Annotated in this window: 19 protein-coding genes; 17 read left to right on the top strand and 2 right to left on the bottom strand. The window is 65.2% G+C overall.

The annotated features are described in order from the left end of the window. Positions 1-38: 38 nt before the first annotated feature. Positions 39-854: a type I methionyl aminopeptidase gene (gene map / locus FFS49_RS04980; RefSeq protein WP_012328760.1), complete on the bottom strand. Its 816-nt coding sequence runs from the start codon at positions 852-854 to the stop codon at positions 39-41. A 378-nt stretch (positions 855-1232) separates the two neighbouring features. Here map and rpsB point away from each other — a divergent pair, with 378 nt between their 5' ends. The 16 genes from rpsB (at position 1233) to FFS49_RS04895 (ending at position 16853) form a co-directional block, all read left to right on the top strand. Next, positions 1233-1973 (top strand): 30S ribosomal protein S2, encoded by a 741-nt coding sequence (rpsB, locus tag FFS49_RS04970; protein WP_006752149.1) that lies wholly within the window; start codon positions 1233-1235, stop codon positions 1971-1973. A 162-nt stretch (positions 1974-2135) separates the two neighbouring features. Then, positions 2136-3017: a translation elongation factor Ts gene (gene tsf, locus FFS49_RS04965; RefSeq protein ID WP_039342713.1), complete on the top strand. Its 882-nt coding sequence runs from the start codon at positions 2136-2138 to the stop codon at positions 3015-3017. 163 nt (positions 3018-3180) lie between these two features. Further along, entirely contained in the window at positions 3181-3894 is a 714-nt protein-coding gene (gene pyrH / locus FFS49_RS04960) for a UMP kinase (protein WP_011352459.1), read from the top strand. Positions 3895-3985: 91 nt separating this feature from the next. Beyond that, complete coding sequence (gene frr / locus FFS49_RS04955) at positions 3986-4546, top strand: ribosome recycling factor (RefSeq protein ID WP_039342717.1); 561 nt, start codon at positions 3986-3988, stop codon at positions 4544-4546. A 49-nt stretch (positions 4547-4595) separates the two neighbouring features. Next, positions 4596-5378 (top strand): polyprenyl diphosphate synthase, encoded by a 783-nt coding sequence (gene uppS, locus FFS49_RS04950; protein ID WP_006478494.1) that lies wholly within the window; start codon positions 4596-4598, stop codon positions 5376-5378. Then, entirely contained in the window at positions 5372-6193 is an 822-nt protein-coding gene (locus tag FFS49_RS04945; RefSeq protein WP_105818663.1) for a phosphatidate cytidylyltransferase, read from the top strand. The genes uppS and FFS49_RS04945 overlap by 7 nt, the downstream gene beginning before the upstream one ends. 15 nt (positions 6194-6208) lie before the next feature. Then, positions 6209-7405: a 1-deoxy-D-xylulose-5-phosphate reductoisomerase gene (locus tag FFS49_RS04940; RefSeq protein ID WP_071334675.1), complete on the top strand. Its 1197-nt coding sequence runs from the start codon at positions 6209-6211 to the stop codon at positions 7403-7405. Positions 7406-7416: 11 nt separating this feature from the next. After that, entirely contained in the window at positions 7417-8787 is a 1371-nt protein-coding gene (gene rseP / locus FFS49_RS04935; protein ID WP_105818662.1) for an RIP metalloprotease RseP, read from the top strand. Positions 8788-8848: 61 nt separating this feature from the next. Beyond that, positions 8849-11158: an outer membrane protein assembly factor BamA gene (bamA, locus tag FFS49_RS04930; RefSeq protein ID WP_039342727.1), complete on the top strand. Its 2310-nt coding sequence runs from the start codon at positions 8849-8851 to the stop codon at positions 11156-11158. Positions 11159-11222: 64 nt separating this feature from the next. Continuing rightward, positions 11223-11720 carry an OmpH family outer membrane protein gene (locus FFS49_RS04925; protein WP_039342730.1) on the top strand — a complete coding sequence of 166 codons (498 nt, stop codon included), beginning with the start codon at positions 11223-11225 and terminating at the stop codon, positions 11718-11720. A 16-nt stretch (positions 11721-11736) separates the two neighbouring features. Further along, the gene (gene lpxD / locus FFS49_RS04920; protein WP_071334674.1) at positions 11737-12816 is read left to right on the top strand and encodes a UDP-3-O-(3-hydroxymyristoyl)glucosamine N-acyltransferase; all 1080 of its coding nucleotides are present in this window, start codon (positions 11737-11739) and stop codon (positions 12814-12816) included. A gap of 129 nt (positions 12817-12945) precedes the next feature. After that, positions 12946-13413 (top strand): 3-hydroxyacyl-ACP dehydratase FabZ, encoded by a 468-nt coding sequence (gene fabZ, locus FFS49_RS04915; protein WP_011352450.1) that lies wholly within the window; start codon positions 12946-12948, stop codon positions 13411-13413. Between the two features lie 58 nt (positions 13414-13471). Then, a complete protein-coding gene (gene lpxA / locus FFS49_RS04910; protein ID WP_039342737.1) occupies positions 13472-14260 on the top strand; it encodes an acyl-ACP--UDP-N-acetylglucosamine O-acyltransferase in 789 nt (262 codons plus the stop codon). Positions 14261-14263: 3 nt separating this feature from the next. Continuing rightward, positions 14264-15433, top strand: a complete 1170-nt coding sequence (gene lpxB / locus FFS49_RS04905; protein ID WP_039342739.1) for a lipid-A-disaccharide synthase — start codon at positions 14264-14266, stop codon at positions 15431-15433. Beyond that, the gene (gene rnhB / locus FFS49_RS04900) at positions 15430-16074 is read left to right on the top strand and encodes a ribonuclease HII (protein ID WP_105818661.1); all 645 of its coding nucleotides are present in this window, start codon (positions 15430-15432) and stop codon (positions 16072-16074) included. Before lpxB ends, rnhB begins: the two co-directional genes overlap by 4 nt. Further along, positions 16071-16853 carry an RNA methyltransferase gene (locus FFS49_RS04895; RefSeq protein ID WP_105818660.1) on the top strand — a complete coding sequence of 261 codons (783 nt, stop codon included), beginning with the start codon at positions 16071-16073 and terminating at the stop codon, positions 16851-16853. Before rnhB ends, FFS49_RS04895 begins: the two co-directional genes overlap by 4 nt. 113 nt (positions 16854-16966) lie before the next feature. Here FFS49_RS04895 and FFS49_RS04890 read toward each other — a convergent pair whose 3' ends face one another. Then, positions 16967-17782: a pyruvate, water dikinase regulatory protein gene (locus FFS49_RS04890; RefSeq protein ID WP_006483812.1), complete on the bottom strand. Its 816-nt coding sequence runs from the start codon at positions 17780-17782 to the stop codon at positions 16967-16969. Between the two features lie 376 nt (positions 17783-18158). Between FFS49_RS04890 and ppsA the strand changes: the two genes are divergently transcribed. Beyond that, the gene (gene ppsA / locus FFS49_RS04880; RefSeq protein WP_039342751.1) at positions 18159-20558 is read left to right on the top strand and encodes a phosphoenolpyruvate synthase; all 2400 of its coding nucleotides are present in this window, start codon (positions 18159-18161) and stop codon (positions 20556-20558) included. Positions 20559-20795 lie beyond the last annotated feature (237 nt).

The following is a 20795-nucleotide window of genomic DNA, read 5'->3' as shown; positions in this document are numbered from 1 at the left end:
GTTCAGGTGCAAGGTGGGGCGGGCTGGCGCGACGGCGCTCAGACGGCGGCGGCCGGTTGTGCGAACACGGGGCGCGCCGGCGTGCCGGCCGACACGGTCAGCACCTCGTAGCCGGTTTCGGTGACGAGCACCGTGTGCTCCCACTGCGCCGACAGGCTGCGGTCGCGCGTCTTGACCGTCCACTGGTCGGGCATCGTGCGAATGTCGCGCTTGCCGGCGTTGATCATCGGCTCGATCGTGAAGATCATCCCGGCCTTCAGTTCGATGCCGGTGCCCGGGCGGCCATAGTGAACGACCTGCGGATCTTCGTGGAACACCGTGCCGATGCCGTGGCCGCAGTATTCGCGCACGACGCTGTAGCCCTGCGCTTCCGCGTGCTTCTGGATCGCGTAGCCGATGTCGCCGAGGTGCGCGCCCGGCTTGACCTGGTCGATGCCGAGCCACATGCATTCGTAGGTGGTCTGCACGAGGCGCTTCGCGAGGATCGAACCCTCGCCGACGATGAACATGCGGCTCGTGTCGCCGAAGTAGCCGTTCTTGATCACGGTGATGTCGATGTTCAGCGCATCGCCGTTCTTGATCACCTTCTCGCCCGGAATGCCGTGGCAGATCACGTCGTTGACCGAAATGCAGGTGGCTTTCGGGTACGGCGGATAGCCGGGCGGCTGGTAGTTCAGCGGCGCCGGGATCGTGCCCTGTTCGTTGAGCATGAACTCGTGACAGAGGCGGTCGAGTTCGGCGGTCGTGACGCCCGCGACGACGTGCGGCGTGATGAAGTCGAGCACTTCGCTCGCGAGACGGCAGGCGACGCGCATCTCGGCGATATCGTGTTCGTTTTTGAGCGTAATAGCCATCGAGGTATGCCTGGAATGCGGTGAATTGACGGATTATCGCACCTTCTGGCAGGCGTCGCAGCCCCTGCCGGCGGTGCGGATGCGGGTTTTCGCGGATTGTCCGGCCGGCTGCCGCGCGGCAAGCGAAAGTGGTGAGCGACTTGAGAGCGGACAAATCGGCGTGCTATACTCTTTGGCTAAGTCGATATCCAATTGCCGAGCTTGCCCCATGTTGGGGCGGGATCGCGGATGTAAGGCTTGCGGCACGGGCGTTTGCACGTGTCGAATCGCAAGCCGGCGCAACCAGGGTGCCGGCCGCGCGAAATTCGCGCCCTTCGGGGTGGGATCGCGCGGCGGTACGGCGGCCGGCTTAAGACCCAACCCTCGTGGAGAATTTACATGGCAGTTACGATGCGCCAAATGCTGGAAGCAGGTGTCCACTTCGGTCACCAGACGCGCTTCTGGAACCCGAAGATGGCTCCGTTCATTTTCGGTCACCGCAACAAGATTCACATCATCAACCTCGAAAAGACGCTGCCGATGTTCACGGACGCACAGAAGTACGTGCGCCAGCTGGCAGCGAACCGCGGCACGATCCTGTTCGTCGGCACGAAGCGTCAATCGCGTGACACGATCGCCCAGGAAGCGCAGCGCGCAGGCATGCCGTTCGTCAACGCACGCTGGCTCGGCGGCATGATGACCAACTTCAAGACGCTGAAGGTATCGATCAAGCGCCTGAAGGACATGGAAGCTGCAGTCGAGGCAGGCGAGCTCGAAAAGATGAGCAAGAAGGAAGCGCTGCTGTTCGAACGCGAAATCGCCAAGCTGCAAAAGTCGATCGGCGGCGTGAAGGACATGGGCGGCATTCCGGACGCGATCTTCGTCGTCGACGTCGGTTACCACAAGATTGCCGTCACCGAAGCGAACAAGCTGGGCGTGCCGGTCATCGCCGTGGTCGATACGAACCACTCGCCGGAAGGTGTGGATTACGTGATCCCGGGTAACGACGACTCGAGCAAGGCAGTCGCGCTGTACGCTGAAGGCGTGGCCGACGCGATCCTCGAAGGCCGTGCGAACGCGGTCAACGAAGTGGTCCAGGCCGCACGCGGCGACGACGAGTACGTCGAGGAAAACGCGTAACTGGCCCCGAGCCGGCGCAAAAAGGGGGCTCTCAACAGGCCCCCTTTTTTTAAGCTTGTGCGCCGGACCTGATTGCGCCGAATGGGTGCGGGTCCGGAAACGAATCTCGGCCGTTCGCGTCCAAGCGGGCGGCGTTGTGAATACAGACTCAAGGAGCGAATGATGGCGGCAATTACCGCAAGCATGGTGGCAGAACTGCGCGCAAAGACCGACGCACCGATGATGGAGTGCAAGAAGGCGCTGACGGAAGCCGACGGCGACCTGGCCAAGGCTGAAGAGCTGCTGCGCGTCAAGCTCGGCAACAAGGCGAGCAAGGCGGCATCGCGCGTGACGGCAGAAGGCGTCGTCGCATCGTTCGTCGGCGGCAACGCAGGCTCGCTGGTCGAACTGAACTGCGAAACCGACTTCGTCGCGAAGAACGACGACTTCCTCGCATTCTCGAAGACGGTTGCAGAACTCGTCGCGACGCAAAACCCGGCCGACGTGGCTGCGCTGTCGGCGCTGCCGCTCGAAGGCTCGACGGTCGACGCAGTGCGCCTCGCACTGGTCGGCAAGATCGGCGAGAACGTCTCGATCCGCCGTTTCGTCCGTTTCGAAACCGCGAACAAGATCGCAACGTACCTGCACGGCGCGCGTATCGGCGTGATCGTCGAGTACACGGGCGCGGACGAGCAGGTCGGCAAGGACGTCGCGATGCACATCGCGGCCATGAAGCCGGTCGCGCTGTCGTCGGCAGACGTCCCGGCGGAGCTGATCGACACGGAACGCCGCGTGGCCGAGCAGAAGGCTGCGGAATCGGGCAAGCCGGCTGAAATCGTCGCGAAGATGGTCGACGGTAGCGTCCAGAAGTACCTGAAGGAAGTGTCGCTGCTGAACCAGACGTTCGTGAAGAACGACAAGCAGACGATCGAGCAGATGCTGAAGGCAGCGGGTGCCGCAGTGCAGAAGTTCGCACTGTTCGTCGTCGGCGAAGGCATCGAGAAGCGCCAGGACGACTTCGCCGCCGAAGTGGCCGCGCAAGTCGCAGCAGCAAAGCAGCAGTAAGCCGTAAGCAGTCAGGCAGTATCCGCGGCGGGCGTCCGCTCCGCCGCGGTCGGCGCCGCCGCCGGCCGGCCGGGAAACCCGGTCCGACCGTCGGCGCTTGCCCGAATCAGTATTTCGCCCCTACAGTTCGTGGTTGTCATCCTCTCGTCGCTCGGAAGCCCCTATGTCCAATGCCTATAAACGCGTCCTCCTCAAACTCTCCGGCGAAGCGCTGATGGGCGACGATGCCTTCGGCATCAATCGCGCGACGATCGAACGGATGGTGGCCGATATCGCCGAAGTCGTGCGTCTCGGTACGCAGCTCGCGGTCGTGATCGGTGGCGGTAATATTTTCCGCGGTGTCGCGGGTGGCGCGGCCGGCATGGATCGCGCGACGGCGGACTACATGGGGATGCTCGCAACGATGATGAACGCGCTGGCGCTGCAGGACGCGATGCGCCACGCCGGCATCGAGGCGCGTGTGCAGTCCGCGCTGCGGATGGACCAGGTCGTCGAGCCGTACATCCGGCCCCGCGCGATCCGCCAGCTCGAGGAAGGCCGCGTCGTGATCTTCGCGGCCGGTACGGGCAACCCGTTCTTCACGACGGACACGGCCGCCGCGCTGCGCGGTTCGGAAGTGGGCGCCGAGGTCGTATTGAAGGCGACCAAGGTCGATGGCGTATATTCTGCCGATCCGAAGAAGGATCCGTCGGCCACGCGTTACACGACGATCACTTTCGACGAGGCGATCAGCCGCAACCTGCAGGTGATGGACGCGACGGCCTTTGCGCTGTGCCGCGACCAGAAGCTGCCGATTCGCGTGTTTTCGATCAACAAGCCGGGCGCGCTCAAGCGCATCGTGCTGGGCGAGGACGAAGGTACGCTCGTCCACGTGTAAACTCCCGCGGATGCGGGTCATCGGCCGCGGCGCACCCGATGCGCCGGGCAGGGCTCGTGTTCTTTGAAGGTTAGAAGGTTCGGAGGTTGAAATGAGTGTCGCTGATACCAAGAAGGGCGTCGAGCAAAAGATGCAGCGCTCGATCGAAGCGTTCAAGAACGATCTGGCAAAGATCCGTACGGGCCGTGCACATACCGGTCTGCTCGATCACGTGCAGGTCGACTACTACGGCTCGATGGTGCCGATCTCGCAGGTCGCCAACCTGACGCTCGTCGATGCGCGCACGATCGGCGTGCAGCCGTGGGAAAAGAACATGGTCGCGAAGGTCGAGAAGGCCATTCGCGAAGCCGACCTGGGCCTGAACCCGGCCACCGCCGGCGACCTGATCCGCGTGCCGATGCCCGCGCTGACGGAAGAGCGCCGCCGCGAGCTGACCAAGGTCGTCAAGAGCGAAGGCGAAACGGCCAAGGTCGCGATCCGCAACCTGCGCCGCGACGCGAACGAAGCGCTCAAGAAGCTCGTGAAGGACAAGGAAATCTCGGAAGACGACGAGCGTCGTGCAAGCGACGACGTGCAGAAGCTGACCGACAAGCACGTTGCCGAAATCGACAAGCTCGTGCAGAGCAAGGAAGCCGAGATCATGACGGTCTGACGACCGTCCTCGCGCGCCGCCTTCTTCCCGCATTACTGTCTCAACGGCCATGACCTATACCAGCTCTACCGTTCGCGTGCCTGACGTCGGCGTCGTGCCGCGCCACATCGCGATCATCATGGACGGCAACGGCCGTTGGGCGACCGAACGCCGCTTGCCGCGCGTCGCGGGGCACACCCGCGGCGTCGATGCCGTGCGGGCGGTGGTCGAAGGCTGCGCGCGCGCCGGCGTCGAATACCTGACGCTGTTCGCGTTCAGTTCGGAGAACTGGCGCCGTCCGAACGACGAAGTGTCGTTCCTGATGCGCCTCTTCATCACCGCGCTCGAGCGCGAGGTCGGCAAGCTTCACGCGAACGGGATCCGCCTGCGTGTCGTCGGCGATCTCGACCGCTTCGAGCCGCGCATCCGCGAACTGATTCGCCGCGCCGAAACCAAGACGGCGCGCAATACCCGTCTCACGCTCACCATCGCGGCCAACTACGGCGGCCGGTGGGACATCCTGCAGGCGACGAAGAAGCTCGTCGAGCAGGCCGTGCGCGAGGGGCGCGAGGTCGAAGTGACCGAGGACGCGTTCGCGCCGCACCTGGCGATGGCCTATGCGCCGGAGCCCGATCTCTTCATCCGTACCGGTGGCGAGCAGCGCGTCAGCAACTTCCTGCTGTGGCAGCTCGCGTACGCCGAATTCTATTTCACCGACAAATACTGGCCGGATTTCGACGGCGCGGCACTGGCCGACGCCATGGCGTCGTATACGGAGCGCGAACGCCGTTTCGGCCGCACGAGCGCACAGCTCGAACCGCAATCGCAGAACGCCGACTCCCTTTCATGCTGAAAACCCGTGTGATCACGGCGATCGTGATGCTGGCGGTGCTGCTGCCGGTGACGCTGTTCGCGCCGCTCACCGCGTTCGGCGCGCTGATCGGCGTCGTGCTCGTGTTTGCCGCGTGGGAATGGGCGCGCCTGCTCAAGCTCGGCGGCGCCGGCCCGGTCGTCTATGCGGTCGTCGCGGCGCTGGCGCTGGCGGCAACGGCGCCGTTCGGCGTCGGTGCGGCTTCGTCCCGTCCCCTTTTCATGGCGGCCGGCGTGTTCTGGCTGCTGGTCGGCCCGTTCACGCTGCGGCGCAAGCCGGTGCTCGCGGGCGGCGTATGGCGGCCGTTCCTGCTGGCGGCCGGGCTCGTGGTCTTTGCGGCCTGCTGGCATGCGCTCGTCGCGGCGCGCGCGCAGGGCGTGCCGTTCGTGCTGTCGCTGCTTCTGGTCGTCTGGCTTGCCGATATCGGCGCATACTTCGCGGGCAAGGCCTTCGGAAAGCGTAAACTGGCCATCACGATCAGCCCCGGCAAGAGCTGGGAAGGCGCGATCGGTGGCTGGCTCGCCGTGATGGTCGTCGCCGGTGTCGCGATGGCCGCGCATGCGTTCGAGCCGACCCTGTTTTCCGCGTTCGCCGTGCGCTACGGGATGCTCGGCGCATGGGCCGCACTGACGCTGCTGGTCGCATACAGCGTGATCGGCGACCTGTTCGAGTCGTTGCTGAAGCGGCAGGCGGGCGTGAAGGATTCGAGCGGACTGCTGCCAGGCCATGGCGGCGTGCTCGACCGTGTCGACGCGCTGCTGCCGGTGCTGCCGCTCGCGATGCTGCTGCTTGGTTAAACCACTAATTCTGTTATGCAAAAACGCCTGACATTGCTCGGTTCCACGGGCTCGATCGGAGACAGCACGCTCGACGTGGTCGCGCGCCATCCCGAGCGCTTCTCGGTCTATGCGCTGACCGCACACCGCAACGGCGACAAGCTCGTCGAGCAATGCCTGCGCTTCGCGCCCGAGGTGGCGGTGGTCGGCGATGCCGAGACGGCCGCGCACGTCGACGCGAAACTGCGCGCGGCGGGCAGCAAGACGACCGTGCTGTACGGGCCGCAGGCGCTCGTCGACGTGTCGAAGAGCGATGGCTGCGACACGGTGGTCGCGGCGATCGTCGGAGCGGCCGGCATGGCGCCGAGCCTCGCGGCCGCGCGCGCCGGCAAGCGCATCCTGCTCGCGAACAAGGAGGCGCTGGTGATGTCGGGCGCGATTTTCATGGACGCCGTGCGCGACCATGGCGCGATCCTGCTGCCGGTCGACAGCGAACACAACGCGATCTTCCAGTGCATGCCGCGCGACGCGGCCGAGCACGGCGGGATCTCGAAGATCATCCTGACCGCATCGGGCGGCCCGTTCCGCACGCGCGAACCGGCCACGCTCGTCGACGTGACGCCGGACGAAGCGTGCAAGCACCCGAACTGGGTGATGGGCCGCAAGATTTCGGTCGATTCCGCGACGATGATGAACAAGGGCCTCGAGGTGATCGAGGCGCACTGGATCTTCGGGCTGCCGGGCGAGCGCATCGACGTGCTGATCCACCCGCAGAGCGTGATCCATTCGCTCGTGTCGTATCGCGACGGCTCGGTGCTCGCCCAGCTCGGCAACCCCGACATGCGCACGCCGATCGCGCACGCGCTCGCGTTCCCCGAGCGTGTCGATGCGGGTGTCGAGCAGCTCGATCTCGCGCAGATCGCCCAGCTGTCGTTCGAGAAGCCCGACTACGCGCGCTTCCCGTGCCTCGCGCTCGCGCTGAAGGCGCTTGACGAAGGCGGCATCGCGAGCGCCGCATTGAACGCGGCGAACGAAGTCGCGGTCGAAGCGTTTCTCGAGCGCCGCATCGGCTTCATGGCGATTGCGGCGACGGTCGACGCCGTGCTCAACACGCTGCCGAACCGCACGCCCGACGGGCTCGAGGATGTCCTTGCGGCGGATGCCGAGGCACGCCGCCTCGCCGCCGAAATCATTGCGAAAGCGCCTGCGCCACGCGTGGAGCGTACTGTCTGAATGGGGTGCTCATGAACGTGCTGGTCGAACTGGTCGCGTTTGCGGTGGCGATCGGGGTGCTGGTCGTCGTGCATGAGTACGGACACTATCGCGTCGCGCGCTGGTGCGGCGTGAAGGTGCTGCGTTTCTCGATCGGCTTCGGCCAGCCCGTCGCGCGCTGGGTCAGCCGCAGGACGGGCACCGAGTGGACGCTGTCGGCACTGCCGCTCGGCGGCTACGTGAAGATGCTCGACGAGCGCGATCCCGGCCCCGGCATCCCGCCCGAGGAACTCGGCCAGGCCTTCAACCGGCAATCCGTCTACAAGCGCATCGCCATCGTCGCGGCCGGGCCGATTGCCAATTTCATGTTGGCAATCGTGCTGTTTTCCGTCGTATTCGCCACCGGCGTAACCGAGCCGGCCGCGATCGTCGCACCGCCAGCCACCGGCACGGTGGCGGCGCGCGCGGGCTTCGACGGCAGCGAGAAGGTCGTGTCGATCCGCAACGCGCAGGGCGGCGAGGCCGAGCCGGTGCGGTCCTGGTCGGACCTGCGCTGGAAGCTGCTGGCGGCCGCGTTCGATCACCGCGAGATCGTGCTCGGCGCACGCGACGGCAACACGACGTTCGATTTCCGCGTCGATCTCCGCAATGTTCCTGAAAGTCAGCTCGACGACGATTTCATGGCCCATCTGGGCTTCGAGGCCGGCGGCGGGACGTTGTCGGTCGCGTCCGTCCAGCCCGGCAGCGCGGCGGAGCAGGCGGGCCTGAAGCCCGGCGACAAGCTGGTCGCGCTCGACGGCAAGCCGATCGGCGGCGCGTCGCGCTTCATCGATTTCGTGAAACACCATGCGGGCAAGCCGCTCGACCTGCAGATCGAGCGTGACGGCGCCGCGCGGACGGTGTCGATCGTGCCGCAGGTGCAGCGCGACGACGAATCGGGGCAGGAGGTCGGCCGGATCGGCGCGGCGCTGTCGATGCATGCGCCGTCCGTCGACGTGCGATACGGGCCGATCGAGAGCCTGCAGCTTGGCGCGCACCGGACGTGGGACATCTCCGTGTACTCGCTGAAGATGTTCGGGCGCATGATCACGGGCAACGCGTCGCTGAAGAACCTGTCCGGCCCGGTGACGATCGCGGACTACGCGGGCAAGAGTGCGCGGCTCGGTCCGTCGGCGTTCCTGTCCTTCCTCGCCCTTGTCAGCATTAGCCTTGGCGTCCTGAACTTGTTGCCGATTCCCGTTTTGGACGGGGGGCATCTGTTATATTATGCGGTTGAAGCCGCGACCGGGAAAGCCGTCTCGGAGCGCTGGCAGCTGATTCTGCAAAGAGCCGGGTTGATCTGCATCGTCGCATTGTCGGCGATCGCGCTGTTCAACGATCTGGCTCGGTTAATCCATTTCTGAAGCGTCAGGCGGCGGCCGCTGGGCAGCCGCCTGATTTGATGCAGCTAAATATTGGGGATGCATGTTGTTCAAACCTCATCGCTTTGTACCTAAGACAGTTGCAGCGGCCGCGCTCGCCGCGCACGGCCTCGCGGCCCATGCAGCGGCACCGTTCGTGGTGCAAGACATCAAGATCGAGGGGCTGCAGCGCGTCGAAGCGGGTTCGGTGTTCGCCTACCTGCCGATCAAGCAGGGCGATACCTTCACGGACGACAAGGCATCCGAAGCAATCCGCGCGCTGTACGCGACGGGCTTCTTCAACGACGTACGCATCGCCACGCAGGGCAACGTCGTGATCGTGCAGGTGCAGGAGCGTCCGGCCATCGCGTCGATCGACTTCACCGGCACGAAGGAATTCGACAAGGACAACCTGACGAAGGCGCTGCGCGCAGTCGGCCTCGCCGACGGCCGCTACTACGACAAGGCGCTCGTCGACAAGGCGGAGCAGGAGCTCAAGCGCCAGTACCTCACGCGCGGCTTCTACGCGGCCGAGGTCAAGACGACGATCACGCCGGTCGACGCGAACCGCGTGTCGATCCTGTTCGCGGTGGCCGAAGGCCCGAGCGCGAAGATCCGCCAGATCAACTTCATCGGCAACAAGGCGTTCAGCACCAGCACGCTGCGCGACGAAATGCAGCTGTCGACGCCGAACTGGTTCTCCTGGTACACGAAGAACGACCTGTACTCGAAGGAAAAGCTCACGGGCGACCTCGAGGCGGTGCGCTCGTACTACCTGAACCGCGGCTATCTCGAGTTCAACATCGATTCGACCCAGGTGTCGATCTCGCCCGACAAGAAGGACATGTACCTGACGGTCACGCTGCACGAAGGCGAGCCGTACACGGTGTCGGGCATCAAGCTGTCGGGCAACCTGCTCGATCGCGAAGCCGAACTCAACAAGCTGATCAAGATCAAGCCGGGCGACCGCTTCTCGGCCGAAAAGCTGCAACAGACCACCAAGTCGATCGTCGACAAGCTCGGTGAGTACGGCTACGCATTCGCGACCGTCAACGCGCAGCCGGACATCGACCAGGCGAACCACAAGGTGAACCTGAACCTCGTCGTCGATCCGAGCCGCCGCGTGTACGTGCGCCGCATCAACGTCGTCGGCAACACGCGCACGCGCGACGAAGTGGTGCGCCGCGAAATGCGTCAGCTCGAAAGCTCGTGGTTCGATTCGAACCGCCTCGCGCTGTCGAAGGATCGCGTGAACCGTCTCGGCTACTTCACCAACGTCGACGTGACGACGGTGCCGGTCGAAGGCACGAACGACCAGGTCGACGTGAACGTGAAGGTCGACGAAAAGCCCACCGGCGCGATCACGCTGGGCGCGGGCTTCTCGTCGACGGACAAGGTCGTGCTGTCGGCCGGCGTGTCGCAGGACAACGTGTTCGGTTCGGGTACCAGCCTGTCGGTGAACGTCAACACCGCGAAGAGCTACCGTACGCTGACCGTCACGCAGGTCGACCCGTACTTCACGGTCGACGGCATCAAGCGGATCACGGACGTCTACTACCGCACGTACCAGCCGCTCTACTATTCGACGAGCTCGAGCTTCCGGATCATCAGCGCGGGCGGCAACCTGAAGTTCGGCATCCCGTTCTCGGAAGTCGACACCGTCTACTTCGGCGCGGGCTTCGAGCAGAACCGTCTCGACGTCGATTCGAACACGCCGCAGAGCTACCAGGATTACGTGAACCAGTTCGGCCGCGTGTCGAACACGGTGCCGCTGACGGTCGCGTGGTCGCGCGACGCGCGTGACAGCGCGCTGATTCCGAGCCGCGGCTACTTCACGCAGGCGAACATGGAGTACGGCGTGCCGGTCGGCAAGATCCAGTACTACAAGGCCGACCTGCAGGCCCAGTACTACTATTCGTTCTCGCGCGGCTTCATCCTGGGCCTGAACCTGCAAGGCGGCTACGGTAACGGTATCGGCAACCCGTACCCGATCTTCAAGAACTACTACGCGGGCGGTATCGGCTCCGTGCGTGGCTACGAGCCGAGCTCGCTGGGCCCGCGCGACACGAAGACGAACGACCCGATCGGCGGTTCGAAGATGGTCGTCGGCAACATCGAACTGACGTTCCCGCTGCCGGGCACGGGCTACGACCGCACGCTGCGCGTGTTCACGTTCCTCGACGGCGGTAACGTATGGGGCAACGCGCCGGGCGGTACGAGTACGGGCGCCAACGGCCTGCGTTACGGCTATGGTGTGGGTCTCGCGTGGATCTCGCCGATCGGCCCGCTGAAGCTGAGCCTCGGCTTCCCGCTGCAGAAGCACGAAGGCGACCAGTACCAGAAATTCCAGTTCCAGATCGGAACGGCGTTCTGATCGAACGCATGACAACAGCAACGAGAGGGTAATTTTGCTAACCGGTAAGTTTTCGAAACGAGTGATGTGCGCGCTGACCGTTGCGCTGGCCTTGGGCGCGGCAACGGCGCACGCACAGGACGTCGCCCGCATCGCGGCGGTCAATTCGGATCGGATCCTGCGCGAGTCGGTGCCCGCGAAGGCGGCGCAGACGAAGCTCGAAGCCGAGTTTGCGAAGCGCGACAAGGATCTGCAGGATCTGGCGGCGCGCCTGAAGTCGATGTCCGATTCGCTGGACAAGAACGGCGCGTCGCTGTCGGCGGCCGACCGCGCGCAGAAGCAGCGTGATCTCGCCCAGCTCGATACCGACTTCCAGCGCAAGCAGCGCGAGTTCCGCGAAGACCTGAACCAGCGCCGCAACGAGGAACTGGCGGCCGTGCTCGAGCGGGCGAACAAGGTCATCAAGCAGATCGCCGAGCAGCAGAATTACGACCTGATCGTGCAGGAAGCCGTGTACGTCAGCCCGCGCATCGACATCACCGACAAGGTGCTCAAGGCGCTCGCGTCCGGCTCGGCGAACTGAACGGAGCAGACGACGAATGGCATTGACGCTTGAGGCACTCGTAAAGCGGTTCGGCGGCGAGATCGCCGGCGACGCACAGTGCACGGTCGGCGGCCTCGCGCCGCTCGACCAGGCAGGCCCGCAGCAACTCGCGTTCCTCGCGAACCCGAAGTACCTGTCGCAGGTCGAGACGACCCGCGCCGGCGCGGTGCTGATCGCGCCGAAGGATCTGGAAAAGCTGGGCGCGGCCGCAAGCGGCCGCAACTTCATCGTGACGCCGAATCCGTACGCGTACTTCGCGCGCGTCGCGCAGATGTTCATCGATCTCGCCACGCCGCCGCGCGCGGCCGGCGTGCATCCGAGCGCGACGATCGACCCGGCCGCGCAGGTCGCCGCGAGCGCGGTGATCGGCCCGCACGTGACGGTCGAGGCCGGCGCGGTGATCGAAGACGGCGTGCAGCTCGACGCGAACGTGTTCATCGGCCGCGGCACGACGATCGGCGCGGGCTCGCACCTGTACCCGAACGCGTCGGTGTACCACGGCTGCAAGGTCGGCCCGCGCGCGATCATTCATGCGGGCGCCGTGATCGGCTCCGACGGCTTCGGCTTCGCGCCGGATTTCGTCGGCGACGGCGACGCGCGCACCGGCAGCTGGGTCAAGATCCCGCAGGTCGGCGGTGTCACGATCGGCCCGGACGTCGAGATCGGCGCGAATACGACGATCGACCGCGGCGCGATGGCGGATACCGTCATCGAGGAATGCGTGAAGATCGACAACCAGGTGCAGATCGGCCACAACTGCCGGATCGGCGCCTACACGGTGATCGCCGGCAGCGCCGGGATCGCGGGCAGCACGACGATCGGCCGCCACTGCATGATCGGCGGCGCGGCCGGGATCGCCGGCCACGTGACGCTCGGCGACTATGTCATCATCACCGCGAAATCGGGCGTATCGAAGTCGCTGCCGAAGGCCGGCATCTATACCAGCGCGTTCCCGGCCGTCGACCACGGCGAGTGGAACAAGAGCGCCGCGCTCGTGCGCAACCTCGACAAGCTGCGCGAGCGCATCAAGGCGCTCGAAGCCGCGCTCGCCGCCCAGGGCGGCACGGACGCCTGAGCGCATCATGCGAGACCTCGAACCGGGTACGGCCAGCGCAACCGGCCCGGTTTGCCAGACTGGGCCGCACGACGGCCCGCTTCAGCCTTTGCATCACCACCGCGCAGCCTCTGCGTGAGACGAACCATCATGAGCACTGAAAAAATCAATCTCGACATCCACAAGATCCTCACGCTGCTGCCGCATCGCTACCCGATTCTGCTCGTCGATCGCGTGCTCGAACTCGAACCGCACAAAGGCATCAAAGCGCTGAAGAACGTGTCGATCAACGAGCCGTACTTCCAGGGGCATTTCCCGAAGCGGCCGGTGATGCCGGGCGTGCTGATCCTCGAGGCGCTCGCGCAGGCCGCGGCGCTGCTGACCTTCTCGGAAGAGCAGCCGAAGGATCCGGAGAACACGCTGTACTACTTCGTCGGGATCGACGGCGCGCGCTTCAAGCGTCCGGTCGAGCCGGGCGACCAACTGATTCTGAACGTGACGTTCGAACGCTACATCCGCGGTATCTGGAAGTTCAAGGCGGTGGCGGAAGTGGACGGCAAGGTGGCGGCGGAAGCCGAACTGATGTGCACGGTCAAGACGACCGACGTGGCGCCCTGAGCGACGCGGCACGGACAGGCAACGCAACGCGACACATCACATCGAGAGGCAACGGCGCATGACCAGGATTCATCCCACCGCGATTGTCGAACCGGGCGCGCAGATCGACGAATCGGTCGAGATCGGCCCGTACGCGATCGTCGGTCCGCACGTCACGATCGGCGCGCGTACGACGATCGGCTCGCACAGCGTGATCGAAGGCCATACGACGCTCGGCGAGGACAACCGCATCGGCCATTACGCGTCGGTCGGTGGTCGTCCGCAGGACATGAAGTACAAGGACGAGCCGACGAAGCTCGTGATCGGCAGCCGCAACACGATCCGCGAATTCACGACGATCCACACGGGCACCGTGCAGGACGGCGGCGTGACGACGCTCGGTGACGACAACTGGATCATGGCCTATGTGCACATCGGTCACGACTGCACGGTCGGCAGCCACGTGATCCTGTCGAGCAACGCGCAGATGGCCGGCCACGTCGAGATCGGCGACTGGGCGATCGTCGGCGGGATGTCGGGCGTCCACCAGTTCGTGCGCATCGGCGCGCACTCGATGCTGGGCGGCGCATCGGCGCTCGTGCAGGACATTCCGCCGTTCGTGATCGCGGCAGGCAACAAGGCCGAACCGCACGGGATCAACGTCGAAGGGCTGCGCCGGCGCGGTTTCTCGCCCGACGCGATCTCCGCGCTGCGCAGCGCGTACCGCCTGCTGTACAAGAACGGCCTGTCGCTCGAGGAAGCGAAAGTGCAGTTGCGCGAGCTGGCGGCGGCGGGCGGCGACGGCGACGCACCCGTGAAGGCGCTCGTCGAGTTCATCGACGCGTCGCAACGCGGCATCATCCGCTAAGCGATGCCGCTTCCGACCACTCAGCTCCGGCTCGCGATGGTGGCCGGCGAACCGTCGGGCGACCTGCTCGGCGCGTCGCTGCTCGGCGGGCTGCGCGAGCGGCTGCCCGAATCGGCCCAGTACTACGGGATCGGCGGCCCGCGAATGATCGCACACGGCTTCGACTCGCACTGGCAGATGGACAAGCTGACCGTGCGCGGCTATGTCGAGGCGTTGGGCCAGATTCCCGAAATCCTGCGGATTCGCGGCGAGCTGAAGCGCCAGTTGCTCGCCGAGCGGCCGGACGCGTTCATCGGCGTCGATGCGCCCGATTTCAACTTCAACGTCGAACAGGCGGCGCGCGACGCGGGCATCCCGTCGATCCACTTCGTGTGCCCGTCGATCTGGGCATGGCGCGGCGGCCGGATCAAGAAGATCGCGAAGTCCGTCGATCACATGCTGTGCCTGTTTCCGTTCGAACCGGCGATTCTCGACAAGGCAGGCGTTGCGTCGACCTACGTCGGCCATCCGCTCGCCGACGAGATTCCGCTCGAGCCCGACACGCACGGCGCGCGCATCGCGCTCGGATTGCCGGCCGACGGCCCGGTGATCGCCGTGTTGCCGGGCAGCCGGCGCTCGGAAATCGCACTGATCGGCCCGACGTTCTTCGCGGCAATGGCGCTGATGCAGCAGCGCGAGCCTGGCGTACGGTTCGTGATGCCGGCGGCCACGCCCGCGCTGCGCGCGCTGCTGCAACCGCTCGTCGATGCCCATCCGCAGCTCGCGCTGACGATCACCGACGGCCGCTCGCAGGTTGCGATGACGGCTGCCGACGCGATCCTCGTGAAGAGCGGCACGGTCACGCTGGAAGCCGCGCTGCTGAAGAAGCCGATGGTGATCTCATACAAGGTGCCCTGGCTGACCGGGCAGATCATGCGGCGGCAGGGTTACCTGCCGTACGTCGGCTTGCCGAACATCCTGGCGGGGCGCTTCGTCGTGCCCGAGCTGCTGCAGCATTTCGCGACGCCCGAGGCGCTTGCCGATGCGACGCTCACGCAGCTGCGCGACGACGCGAACCGTCGCACGCTGACCGAAGTCTTTACCGAAATGCATCTTTCGCTGCGGCAGAACACGGCTGCGAAGGCGGCCGAAGCGGTCGTGCGCGTGCTCGAACAACGCAAGGGGCGCGCATGACCGCAGTACGTGCACCACGCCGCCGCGCGTCGAGCGACGTGCAGGGCGGTTTCGATTTCAGCCATCCCGACGAGATCGTCTGCGGCGTCGACGAAGCGGGCCGCGGCCCGCTCGCGGGGCCGGTGGTGGCCGCCGCGGTGATTCTCGATCCGGCGCAGCCGATCGACGGGCTCGACGATTCGAAGGCGCTGTCCGCGAAGAAGCGCGATGCGCTGTACGAGCTGATCGTCGCGCGCTCGCTGTCGTATTGCGTTGCATCGGCGAGCGTCGACGAGATCGACACGCTGAACATCCTGCACGCGACGATGCTCGCGATGAAGCGCGCGGTCGAGGGCCTGTCGATCCTGCCGACGCTTGCGCAGATCGACGGCAACCGCTGCCCGACGCTGACGGTGCGCGCCGAGGCGATCGTCAGCGGCGATGCGCTCGTGCCGAGCATCTCGGCCGCGTCGATTCTCGCGAAGGTCACCCGCGACCGCATGCTCGTCGACCTGCACGAGCGTTTCCCCGTGTACGGCTTCAACGTGCATGCGGGCTACGGCACCGTGAAACACCTTGCCGCCCTGCGCGAGCACGGCCCGTGCGAAGCCCATCGGCGGTCGTTCGCGCCGGTTCGTGCGGCACTCGACCTGATTCGATGAAAAGCATTACTTCCCGCGACAACCCGCTGTACAAGCGCCTGAAGGCGCTCGCGGGTTCGACGTCCCATCAGCGCCGCGGCGGCCAGGCACTGCTCGAAGGATTCCATCTCGCGAGCGCGTACCTCGACACGGGCGCGACGCCCGAGCTGTGCGTCACGACCGAAGGCGCACTCGGCCACGCCGAGGCCCAGGCGATCGTCGCGCGCATCGATGCACAACGGATCGTCACGCTGCCTGATGCGTTGTTCGGGCAGTTGTCGAACGTGGTCAACGGCGTCGGCTTCCTGCTGCTCGTCGACCGGCCGGCACAGCCGCTGCCCGAGCGCGTGACGCAGTCGTCGGTCGTGCTCGACGGCGTGCAGGACGCCGGCAACGTCGGCTCGATCCTGCGCAGTGCGGCGGCCGCCGGCGTGCGCCACGTGTTCTGTGCGCCGGGTACCGCGTACGCATGGTCGTCGAAGGTGCTGCGCTCGGGCATGGGCGCGCATTTCCTGCTGTCGATCCACGAAGATGTCGAAGCCGATGCGCTCGCCGCGCGTCTTGACGTACCGGTCGCGCTGACCGATTCGCACGGCGCGCAGGCGGTCTACGACTGTGACCTGTCGGGGCCCGTTGCATGGGTGTTCGGCAACGAGGGTGCCGGGGTATCGGCGTTCTGGCGTGACGCGGCCACGCATCGCGTGACGATCCCGCAGCCGGGCGGGATGGAGTCGCTGAACGTCGCGGCCGCGGCCGCGGTCTGCCTGTTCGAGCAGGTGCGCCAGCAGCGGCGTGGGTGACGCCGCCCCCGTGCTCGGTTCGCACCATTGAAAAAGGCCGCGTTCGACGCGGCCTTGTTGTATCCGGCGGCGGCCAGGCGGCCAGGCGGCCGCGAGCGCACCATCGCTCAGGCTCAATACGACTGCCGGTCGAGGCGGATTTCCTGCAGGATCGTCGTCGCGATTTCCTCGATCGACTTGTGCGTCGACGACAGCCACTTGATCCCCTCGCGGCGCATCATCGCTTCGGCTTCGTTGATCTCGTAGCGGCAGTTCTCGGGCGCCGCGTACTTGCTGCCCGGCCGGCGCTCGTTGCGGATCTCGGACAGGCGCTGCGGGTCGATCGACAGCCCGAACAGCTTCTCGCTGTACGGCGACAGCGCCGACGGCAGCTTGCCGCGCTCGAAATCCTCCGGAATCAGCGGATAGTTTGCCGCCTTCACGCCGTACTGCATCGCGAGATACAGGCTCGTCGGCGTCTTGCCGCTGCGCGACACGCCGACGAGGATCACGTCGGCTTCCGACAGGTTGCGGTTCGACTGGCCGTCATCGTGTGCGAGCGAGAAGTTGATCGCCTCGATCCGGGTCTTGTATTCCTCGGTGTCCGCGTTCTGGTGGCCGCGGCCCATCGCGTGGCTCGACTTGAGCTCCAGTTCCTGCTCGAGCGGTTCGACGAAGCGCTGGAACATGTCGAGCACGAGCGCGTTCGAGCGCTTGACGATGTCGTTCGACTCGCTGTCGACGAGCGTCGTGAACACGATCGCGCGGCGGCCGTCGTGCACGGCGGCCTCGTTGATCTTCTCGACGGTCGCATAGGCCTTGTCGAGCGAATCGACGAACGGCACGCGCACGAGGCGGAATTTCTGGTCGAACTGGGAGAGGATCGAATGCGCGAAGGTTTCGGCAGTGATCCCGGTGCCGTCGGAGACGATGAATACGGTAGGCAGCATGAATCTGGGCGTCGAACGTGAAGGGCGGTTGCGCGGGCGGCTGGAGGTTCGCCTCCAGACGCAGTGACAAGGTCGCGCCACATCCGGCAGCCGGCACGGTAGAATAGCGGCAACCTGTTGGATAAGCAATTGCGGGGGCAGGGCGCGAACGGCGCCCCGGGGTTCTCCGCTCGATTCCAAAATTCCCGGCAAGTTTGGCGATTTGTCTGAAAATATCGCCCTTCTGCCGGGATTTTTGCAAATCGGGTCGGAAGATAATCCGCCGCTGCGATTGTTTCTCCAACAGGTTGCGCAAGACGCGCCGCGCCTTTTTGCAAGCGCCCGCGTCCAAGCCCACTTGCGCAATCGAGCATTTTTTTCACACTTAGGGGCTTGTATGACTAACGCAGCAAACGTCGCAAAGGACCAGGCGTATGTAATTCCGTTCGAGCAGTTGCGGATGACCGATGTGGAGATCGTCGGCGGCAAGAATGCGTCGCTGGGCGAAATGATCAGCCAGCTTTCCGAAGCAGGCGTTCGCGTACCCACCGGTTTCGCCACGACCGCGCTCGCGTTCCGCGATTTCCTCAAGCACAACGACCTTACCGACCGCATCGCCAAGCGTCTCGAGTCGCTCGACATCGACGACGTGAAGGCGCTCGCCGAAGCCGGCGCCGAAATCCGCAAGTGGATCGTCGATGCGCCGCTGCAGGCACGTCTCGAGCAGGAAATCCGTGAGCAGTTCGACATCCTGAAGAACAGCTCGCCGGGCGAGCTGTCGTTCGCCGTGCGTTCGTCCGCTACCGCGGAAGACCTGCCCGACGCATCGTTCGCCGGCCAGCAGGAGTCGTACCTGAACGTCGTCGGCATCGAGGACGTGCTCGACCGCATGAAGCACGTGTTCGCGTCGCTGTACAACGACCGCGCGATCTCGTATCGCGTGCACAAGGGCTTCACGCACGCGGAAGTCGCCCTGTCGGCCGGCGTGCAGCGCATGGTCCGCTCGGACGTCGGCGCGGCCGGCGTGATGTTCACGATCGACACCGAATCGGGCTTCAAGGACGCCGTGTTCATCACGTCGAGCTACGGCCTGGGCGAAACCGTCGTGCAGGGCGCAGTGAACCCGGACGAGTTCTACGTGTTCAAGACGACGCTCGCCCAGGACAAGTACCCGATCATCCGCCGCTCGATCGGCTCGAAGCTGATCAAGATGGAATTCACGCAGCCGGGCGAGCCGGGCCGCGTGAAGACGGTCGACGTGCCGCACGAGCAGCGCAACCGCTACTCGATCACCGACGAGGACGTGATCGAGCTGGCGAAGTACGCGGTCATCATCGAGAAGCACTACCAGCGTCCGATGGACATCGAGTGGGGCAAGGACGGCCGCGACGGCAAGATCTTCATCCTGCAGGCACGCCCGGAAACCGTGAAGAGCCAGGCGAGCGGCAAGGCCGAGCAGCGCTTCAAGCTGAAGGGCCAGTCGCAGGTGCTGGCAACGGGCCGTGCGATCGGCCAGAAGATCGGTGCGGGCCCCGTGCGCGTGATCCAGGATCCGTCGGAAATGGAACGCGTGCAGCCGGGCGACGTGCTGGTGGCCGACATGACCGACCCGAACTGGGAGCCGGTGATGAAGCGTGCAGCCGCGATCGTCACGAACCGTGGCGGCCGGACCTGCCACGCGGCGATTATCGCGCGTGAACTCGGCGTGCCGGCAGTCGTCGGCTGCGGCGACGCGACCGACATCCTGAAGGACGGCGCGCTCGTCACCGTGTCGTGCGCGGAAGGCGACGAAGGCAAGATCTACGACGGCCTGCTCGAGACGGAAGTCACGGAAGTGCAGCGCGGCGAACTGCCGGAAATCCCGGTCAAGATCATGATGAACGTCGGCAACCCGCAGCTCGCGTTCGACTTCTCGCAACTGCCGAACGGCGGCGTGGGTCTCGCGCGTCTCGAGTTCATCATCAACAACAACATCGGCGTTCACCCGAAGGCGATCCTCGAGTACCCGAACATCGACCAGGACCTGAAGAAGGCCGTCGAGAGCGTCGCGCGCGGTCATGCATCGCCGCGTCAGTTCTACGTCGACAAGCTGACGGAAGGTGTCGCGACGATCGCGGCGGCGTTCTATCCGAAGCCCGTGATTGTGCGTCTGTCCGACTTCAAGTCGAACGAGTACAAGAAGCTGATCGGCGGTTCGCGTTACGAGCCGGACGAGGAAAACCCGATGCTGGGCTTCCGCGGCGCGTCGCGTTACATCGCTGAAGACTTCGCGCAGGCGTTCGAGATGGAGTGCCGTGCACTGAAGCGCGTGCGCGACGAGATGGGCCTGACCAACGTCGAGATCATGGTGCCGTTCGTGCGTACCGTGAAGCAGGCGGAGCGTGTCGTCGGCCTGCTCGAGAAGTTCGGCCTGAAGCGCGGCGAAAACGGCCTGCGCCTCGTGATGATGTGCGAAGTCCCGACCAACGCGATCCTCGCCGAAGATTTCCTGCAGTTCTTCGACGGTTTCTCGATCGGCTCGAACGACCTCACGCAGCTCACGCTCGGCCTCGACCGCGATTCGGGCATGGAACTGCTGGCTGTCGACTTCGACGAACGCGACCCGGCCGTCAAGTTCCTGCTGAAGCGCGCGATCGATACCTGCCGCAAGATGGGCAAGTACGTCGGCATCTGCGGCCAGGGCCCGTCCGATCATCCGGACTTCGCGCAATGGCTGACGGACGAAGGCATCGTGTCGATCTCGCTGAACCCCGACACGATCATCGATACGTGGCAGGCGCTCGCCAACCGGAAGTAACGGTCGGTAACTTGCCATCGACGAAGGAGCGGCGCTGCTGCTCCTTCAATGAAGGCAAATTGCAAGGTTCGTGCTATAAACACCCCGGTAGATACCGGGGTGTTTTTGTTTGTCGGTACGAACCGGGTTGCCCCAGGCGTGCCGGCCGCTCTCTCGGGCGCCACGAACAAATCGATCCGGAACAGCGCTTCAGCGCGTATTCTGGTTCCATGCCACGCAAGTGAACGTGGGAGATGT

Origin of the sequence: Burkholderia sp. 4NA327C6, from assembly GCF_005502655.1 — a bacterium.
GTDB classification, from domain to species: domain Bacteria; phylum Pseudomonadota; class Gammaproteobacteria; order Burkholderiales; family Burkholderiaceae; genus Burkholderia; species Burkholderia contaminans.
The sequence above is the reverse complement of the archived record's forward strand: the minus strand, read 5'-3'. Positions and strand labels throughout refer to the sequence as shown.

Coding starts and splice junctions, on each gene's coding strand:
- map (WP_012328760.1), bottom strand. CDS start 854: ATGGCTATTACGCTCAAAAACGAACACGATATCGCCGAGATGCGCGTC.
- rpsB (WP_006752149.1), top strand. CDS start 1,233: ATGGCAGTTACGATGCGCCAAATGCTGGAAGCAGGTGTCCACTTCGGT.
- tsf (WP_039342713.1), top strand. CDS start 2,136: ATGGCGGCAATTACCGCAAGCATGGTGGCAGAACTGCGCGCAAAGACC.
- pyrH (WP_011352459.1), top strand. CDS start 3,181: ATGTCCAATGCCTATAAACGCGTCCTCCTCAAACTCTCCGGCGAAGCG.
- frr (WP_039342717.1), top strand. CDS start 3,986: ATGAGTGTCGCTGATACCAAGAAGGGCGTCGAGCAAAAGATGCAGCGC.
- uppS (WP_006478494.1), top strand. CDS start 4,596: ATGACCTATACCAGCTCTACCGTTCGCGTGCCTGACGTCGGCGTCGTG.
- FFS49_RS04945 (WP_105818663.1), top strand. CDS start 5,372: ATGCTGAAAACCCGTGTGATCACGGCGATCGTGATGCTGGCGGTGCTG.
- FFS49_RS04940 (WP_071334675.1), top strand. CDS start 6,209: ATGCAAAAACGCCTGACATTGCTCGGTTCCACGGGCTCGATCGGAGAC.
- rseP (WP_105818662.1), top strand. CDS start 7,417: ATGAACGTGCTGGTCGAACTGGTCGCGTTTGCGGTGGCGATCGGGGTG.
- bamA (WP_039342727.1), top strand. CDS start 8,849: ATGTTGTTCAAACCTCATCGCTTTGTACCTAAGACAGTTGCAGCGGCC.
- FFS49_RS04925 (WP_039342730.1), top strand. CDS start 11,223: ATGTGCGCGCTGACCGTTGCGCTGGCCTTGGGCGCGGCAACGGCGCAC.
- lpxD (WP_071334674.1), top strand. CDS start 11,737: ATGGCATTGACGCTTGAGGCACTCGTAAAGCGGTTCGGCGGCGAGATC.
- fabZ (WP_011352450.1), top strand. CDS start 12,946: ATGAGCACTGAAAAAATCAATCTCGACATCCACAAGATCCTCACGCTG.
- lpxA (WP_039342737.1), top strand. CDS start 13,472: ATGACCAGGATTCATCCCACCGCGATTGTCGAACCGGGCGCGCAGATC.
- lpxB (WP_039342739.1), top strand. CDS start 14,264: ATGCCGCTTCCGACCACTCAGCTCCGGCTCGCGATGGTGGCCGGCGAA.
- rnhB (WP_105818661.1), top strand. CDS start 15,430: ATGACCGCAGTACGTGCACCACGCCGCCGCGCGTCGAGCGACGTGCAG.
- FFS49_RS04895 (WP_105818660.1), top strand. CDS start 16,071: ATGAAAAGCATTACTTCCCGCGACAACCCGCTGTACAAGCGCCTGAAG.
- FFS49_RS04890 (WP_006483812.1), bottom strand. CDS start 17,782: ATGCTGCCTACCGTATTCATCGTCTCCGACGGCACCGGGATCACTGCC.
- ppsA (WP_039342751.1), top strand. CDS start 18,159: ATGACTAACGCAGCAAACGTCGCAAAGGACCAGGCGTATGTAATTCCG.